Source organism: Paucisalibacillus globulus DSM 18846 (assembly GCF_000482485.1).
Lineage (GTDB): Bacteria > Bacillota > Bacilli > Bacillales > Amphibacillaceae > Ornithinibacillus > Ornithinibacillus globulus.
In genome coordinates, this window is record NZ_AXVK01000001.1 from 664,487 (window position 1) to 670,977 (window position 6,491).

The window sequence follows — 6,491 nt, forward strand, 5'->3', positions numbered from 1 at the left end:
TTCTAAAAGCTATAATGCTGTAGAAGGGTTTTCTACCTTTTAATTAGGAGGAGTCAAATAGAATGAATATACCAAATAAAATTACTGTTTCGAGGATCTTATTAATTCCAATCTTTATTATAATGATGAGCATTCCATTCAATTGGGGAGAATGGGATATTGGGGATGGTGTGTTACCAGTTTCTCATTTCATAGCAGCATTGATTTTTATTTTTGCAGCTGCAACAGATTGGGTTGATGGTCATTATGCCCGTAAGTATAATCTTGTAACAAATTTAGGGAAATTTTTAGACCCATTAGCAGATAAATTATTAGTTTCTTCTGCATTAATCATATTGGTTGAAATGGGTGTTGCACCTGCATGGGTTGTGATTATTATTATCAGTAGAGAATTTGCAGTTACTGGATTACGTTTAGTAGCCGCTGGTGAGGGAATTGTTCTTGCTGCTGGTAAAATGGGTAAACTAAAAACAGCCACCCAAATGATTGCCATTGCAAGTTTATTATTACATAACTTCCCATTTTCTTATATTAATTTTCCTTTTGGTATGATTATGCTTTATCTTGCTTTATTCTTTACCGTACTTTCTGGCTATGATTATTTTGCGAAAAACTGGCATGTTATGAGGAATTCCAAATAATGAAACAAATGAATGCGGAAATAATTGCTGTTGGAACCGAGCTTCTTCTTGGCCAAATCGCTAATACCAATGCACAGTGGATATCAGAACAACTTGCTATTAACGGTATCAATGTCTTTTATCACGGAGTAGTAGGGGATAATTTAACACGTGTAAAGGATATGTTTGAAATCGCAGGGGAAAGATCCGATGTTGTAATAGTTACCGGAGGATTAGGCCCAACAGATGATGATTTAACTCGAGAAGCTTTTCAGTTTATTAGTGGACTCAAAATGATTGAACATAAGCCTTCGATGGATTATATAGAAGCTTATTTTAATAAAATAAATTCAATTATGACGCCTAATAATCGAAAACAAGCGAGAGTGTTTGAAGGTGCGACAGTAATTAATAATACTGTTGGTATGGCACCTGGAATGATTATTCACTATAATGACACTACTTGGGTGTTCTTGCCGGGAGTGCCACGTGAGATGAAGTCCATGATGCTGGATGGTGTTTTACCATATTTAAATAAAACGTTTAAACAAGATGAGGTAATTAAATCATATGTTCTTCGCTTTATTGGGATTGGCGAATCACAATTAGAACACGAATTAAAAGAAATTATTAATAAACAACAAAATCCGACCATTGCACCGTTAGCTCAAAACAATGGTGTTGTCATCCGATTAACTGCTAAAGCAAAATCAGAAGAGAGTGCTTTTCAATTACTAAATCAAGCTAGAGATACTATTTTAGCAATTGTTGGTAACTATTATTATGGTACAAACGAGGAAACGCTAGAACAGGTAATCATTTCAAAGCTGAAAGACAAGCAGCTTATGATTGCATCTGCTGAGAGTCTTACTGGCGGAAAGTTTATTGAAAAACTAATATCCGTTCCAGGCGCTTCCGAAGTGACCAGGGGGTCAATAGTTTGCTATGACACTTCTGTAAAACGAGATGTATTAAAAATTTCTGATGAAATGTTACAGTCAAAAGGTACAATTAGTAGTGAGTGTGCACTGGAAATGTCAAAGAATGTTGCGACATTGTTAAATGCTTCTATAGGAATTAGTTTTACAGGGCTTGCTGGACCCGAGCCGTTAGAAGGGAAACCTGTAGGAACTGTTTATATCTCTGTTTATATTAAAAATACTAAACATATTGTTCAAAAGTTTGAATTTAGCGGAACTAGGGATGGTATTCGTCATCGAGCAGTATTAAAGGGTTACGAAATTTTACTAAATCTATTAAAATAAGTAAATATAAGGATTAAATTTGCGTGAAATTCGATTATGGGAATATATTCTTCCTTATAATCGAATTTTATTTTGAAAACACCTTGAAAAACATGAGAACGTTTATTCGTTTTTTGCTTGGCAAAAAGGAAAAAACAATGTATGATAGATATAGTTAATTTAAGGAGGTAGTTTCGTTGAGTGATAGAAAACAAGCATTAGATATGGCTTTGAAACAAATAGAGAAACAATTTGGTAAAGGTTCTATTATGAAATTAGGCGAACAAGCGGGACAAAAATTAGCAACGACATCTAGTGGTTCCTTATCATTGGATATTGCATTAGGTATTGGTGGTTATCCAAAAGGTAGAATTATTGAAATTTATGGTCCTGAATCCTCAGGTAAGACGACTGTTGCTCTTCACGCGATCGCAGAAGCTCAGGCACAAGGTGGGCAAGCAGCATTTATCGATGCAGAGCATGCGCTGGATCCCACTTATGCTAGAGCATTAGGTGTTAATATTGATGAACTTCTATTATCCCAACCGGATACAGGTGAACAAGCCTTGGAAATCGCAGAAGCCTTAGTACGTAGTGGAGCGGTTGATATCGTGGTAGTTGACTCTGTTGCTGCATTAGTTCCAAAAGCGGAAATTGAAGGTGAAATGGGAGATTCACACATGGGTCTACAAGCTAGACTTATGTCACAAGCACTTAGAAAACTTTCTGGTGCAATTAATAAATCAAAAACTACTGCTATTTTTATTAACCAAGTTCGTGAAAAAATTGGTGTAATGTTTGGAAATCCAGAAACGACTCCTGGTGGACGTGCACTTAAATTCTATTCATCTGTACGACTTGAGGTTCGTCGTGCTGAAACCTTAAAACAAGGAAATGAAATGGTCGGAAACAGAGCCAAAATTAAAGTTGTTAAAAATAAAGTTGCTCCTCCATTTAAAACTGCAGAAGTTGACATTATGTATGGAGAAGGTATTTCTATTGAAGGTGAAATACTAGATATTGGTTCTGATCTTGATATCGTCCAAAAGAGCGGTGCATGGTATGCGTATCAAGGCGAAAGACTAGGGCAAGGAAGAGAGAATGCCAAACAGTTCTTGAAAGAAAATAAAGACATTATGGGTGAAATTCATCAAGCAGTACGTGATCATTATCAATTAGATGAAGCCGTTGAAGTTCGTAATGATGAAGAAGCAACACAAGAAACACTTGATGTATAATAATTTAAGGGGTGTATCCAAATTACAGCTTTATTACAGTTGTAATAGGGGGTACACCCTTTCTGTTATAATAATTTCAGAAAACTAATATTATTTTTTTGTCGATTCCTTGACATTATTTTTACGTAAAGATAAAATTAACTTGTATAATTTTATAATTTTATTATACGCAGTATAAATTATTCATTGAGTATGGTACACACCGACAATTTAAATGAATGAACGAATCAAACAATTTTATAGCAAGAGGAGGTGAAAACGTGGAAATTTCTTATTTATTCATCTCCATTTTGCTTATCGTAACCCTTATAGTCGGTTTGTTTGTTGGTTATCTGATTCGTAAATCTATTGCGGAAGCTAAAATTTCTAGTGCTGAAAATTTAGCAAAGCAAATAGTTGAAGAGGCACGTCGAAATGCAGATGCCGCTAAAAAAGAGGCGCTTCTTGAGGCGAAGGATGAAAATCATAAGCTTCGCCAGCAGACAGAGCAAGAATTACGTGAACGTCGTTCTGAAGTACAAAAGCAAGAAAATCGCCTGATGCAAAGAGAAGAAAATCTGGATAGAAAAAGTGAAACATTAGATAAGCGAGATATCATGCTAGAAAAACGTGAACAATCGCTTACAGAAAAACAACAACAAATTGAAGAAATGGAAAGCAAAGTGGAATCAATGCTACAAGAGCAGCAAACTGAGCTTGAACGCATTTCTGGTTATACTACTGATCAGGCAAGAAGTATCATTTTAGAACGCCTTGAAAAGGAATTAGCACATGAATCAGCGATTATGATTAAAGAAGCTGAAAATCGCTCTAAGGAAGAGGCAGATAAGAAAGCAAAAAGTATTTTGTCTCTTGCTTTACAACGTTGTGCTGCGGACCACGTTGCTGAAACTACCGTATCTGTTGTAAATCTTCCAAATGATGAAATGAAAGGTCGTATTATTGGTCGTGAAGGTCGAAACATTCGTACATTAGAAACATTAACCGGAATCGATTTAATCATTGACGATACACCAGAAGCTGTCATATTATCTGGTTTTGACCCAATTCGTAGAGAAACAGCTCGTATTGCTCTAGAAAAACTAGTACAAGATGGCAGAATTCACCCAGCAAGAATCGAAGAAATGGTGGATAAAGCTCGACGTGAAGTTGATGAGTATATACGAGAAGTTGGAGAAGAAACAACATTTGAAGTTGGTGTACACGGTCTACATCCTGATCTTATCAAAATACTTGGTCGTCTAAAATATCGTACAAGCTATGGTCAAAATGTATTGAAGCACTCAACAGAAGTTGCATATTTATCAGGATTGCTTGCTGCTGAATTAGGTGAAGATGTAAGATTAGCTAGAAGAGCTGGATTACTACATGATATTGGTAAAGCAATCGATCATGAAGTAGAAGGTAGCCACGTTGAAATCGGTAAAGAGCTAGCGATGAAATACAAAGAACACGATGTAGTCATTAATGCAATTGCTTCACACCATGGTGATGAAGAACCTACTTCCGTCATTTCTGTTCTAGTTGCCGCCGCAGATGCGTTATCTGCTGCTCGCCCTGGAGCTCGAAGTGAAACATTGGAAAACTACATCAAGCGTTTAGAAAAGCTTGAAGAAATCTCCGAATCATTTGCAGGTGTTGAAAAATCATTTGCAATTCAAGCCGGAAGAGAGATTCGTATTATGGTGAAGCCAGATGAAATAGATGATATTGATTCTGCACGGGTTGCACGTGATATACGTAAACGTATTGAAAGCGAACTTGATTATCCAGGTCATATTAAAGTGACCGTTATTCGTGAAACAAGAGCAGTTGAATATGCAAAATAAATAAAACTGCAAAAGTGGGGGATAATACCTCCACTTTTTATTTTTTGTACAGTATGGAAAGCGTAAATAATTTCCATAGTTTTGTTAAACTAGCATATTCTAGGATTAAACGAATGACATTTTTCTAAGATAACTTTTGACTTTAGATAGAGGATATGGAAAACTTGAAATAATTACTTACATGATAACGATAGGATGATTAAAAAGTGAAGATATTATTCATTGGTGATGTATTCGGTTCACCCGGAAGAGATATGGTACAGGAATATTTACCTAAATTAAAAGAAAAGTATAGACCCAATGTAGTAATTATTAATGGGGAAAATGCCGCTTCTGGAAAAGGAATTACAGAAAAAATTTATAAACAATTTATGGAGTGGGGAGCACATATAATAACTATGGGAAACCACACCTGGGATAAAAAAGATATATTTGAGTTTATAGATGACGCCAAGAATTTAATAAGACCGGCAAACTTTCCGCAAGGTACACCTGGAAAAGGAATTACGTATCTCAATATGAACGGAAAAGAAATAGCCATTCTAAATTTACAAGGGCGTACATTTTTACCTGCTATTGATGATCCATTTAGAAAAGTTGATGAATTAATTGAACAAGCAAAGAAAAGAACGAACATTATTTTTCTGGATTTTCATGCGGAAGCAACAAGTGAAAAACAAGCAATGGGCTGGTATGTTGATGGTAGAGTAAGTGCTGTTGTTGGTACACACACTCATACTCAAACAGCAGATAATCGGATATTACCAAGTGGTACGGCGTATATTACGGATGTAGGGATGACCGGTCCATACGATGGGATATTAGGAGTCGAGAAAGATGTTGTTATAAAGAGATTTTTAACTAGTCTACCAGTTCGTTTTGAACCCGATACGACGGGCCGTAATCAACTCAATGGTGTATTAATTGATATTAGTGATGAAGATGGTAAAGCGAACAAAATTGAAAGAATAATGATAAATGAGGATAACCCTTTCTTCTCTTAAGCCAAGTTGAATTGGTAATTTGAATTTTGCAAATCTTTGATGCATAATATGGTTATAAGCTAACGTCTCCAAGAATATAGTATCAGTAGAACTATAATAGGAAATGAAGGAGGTACTAGTAATGGACATATTAAAAGTCTCAGCAAAATCAAATCCAAATTCAGTAGCGGGAGCACTTGCGAATGTATTACGTGAACGTGGCACAGCGGAAATCCAGGCTATTGGCGCTGGAGCTTTAAACCAGGCCGTAAAAGCAGTTGCAATCGCACGAGGGTTTGTAGCACCAAGTGGAGTAGATTTAATTTGTATTCCGGCCTTTACGGATATTATGATTGACAATGAAGAGAGGACAGCAATTAAACTAATTGTAGAGCCTAGGTAATGGATTTAACTTACATAGTGTTGCGTATAAAAGCGCAGCACTTTTTTATTTGGCTCTTTTTGTACAGTTTGTTGCTATTTTTGTATAAACTGCGCGGTAAATACTGTATATTGCCGTTCGAATTTAATGAATGGAGTGGATGAACTGCTATGCTACCGCTCCGGCAGAATACTC

General features: G+C 36.0%; 6 protein-coding genes. All 6 read left to right on the forward strand.

The window, feature by feature from the left end; translation table 11 throughout:
• Positions 1-62: 62 nt before the first annotated feature.
• The gene (pgsA, locus tag K332_RS0103445; RefSeq protein ID WP_026906189.1) at positions 63-641 is read left to right on the forward strand and encodes a CDP-diacylglycerol--glycerol-3-phosphate 3-phosphatidyltransferase; all 579 of its coding nucleotides are present in this window, start codon (positions 63-65) and stop codon (positions 639-641) included.
• Positions 641-1,885: a competence/damage-inducible protein A gene (locus K332_RS0103450; RefSeq protein WP_026906190.1), complete on the forward strand. Its 1,245-nt coding sequence runs from the start codon at positions 641-643 to the stop codon at positions 1,883-1,885. Before pgsA ends, K332_RS0103450 begins: the two co-directional genes overlap by 1 nt.
• 176 nt (positions 1,886-2,061) lie before the next feature.
• Positions 2,062-3,102: a recombinase RecA gene (recA, locus tag K332_RS0103455; protein ID WP_026906191.1), complete on the forward strand. Its 1,041-nt coding sequence runs from the start codon at positions 2,062-2,064 to the stop codon at positions 3,100-3,102.
• A 218-nt stretch (positions 3,103-3,320) separates the two neighbouring features.
• Positions 3,321-4,931, forward strand: coding sequence for a ribonuclease Y (rny, locus tag K332_RS0103460; protein WP_425414438.1), 1,611 nt, complete (start codon positions 3,321-3,323; stop codon positions 4,929-4,931).
• A 206-nt stretch (positions 4,932-5,137) separates the two neighbouring features.
• Positions 5,138-5,935, forward strand: a complete 798-nt coding sequence (locus tag K332_RS0103465) for a TIGR00282 family metallophosphoesterase (protein ID WP_026906193.1) — start codon at positions 5,138-5,140, stop codon at positions 5,933-5,935.
• A gap of 121 nt (positions 5,936-6,056) precedes the next feature.
• Positions 6,057-6,317 carry a stage V sporulation protein S gene (locus K332_RS0103470; protein WP_026906194.1) on the forward strand — a complete coding sequence of 87 codons (261 nt, stop codon included), beginning with the start codon at positions 6,057-6,059 and terminating at the stop codon, positions 6,315-6,317.
• Positions 6,318-6,491 lie beyond the last annotated feature (174 nt).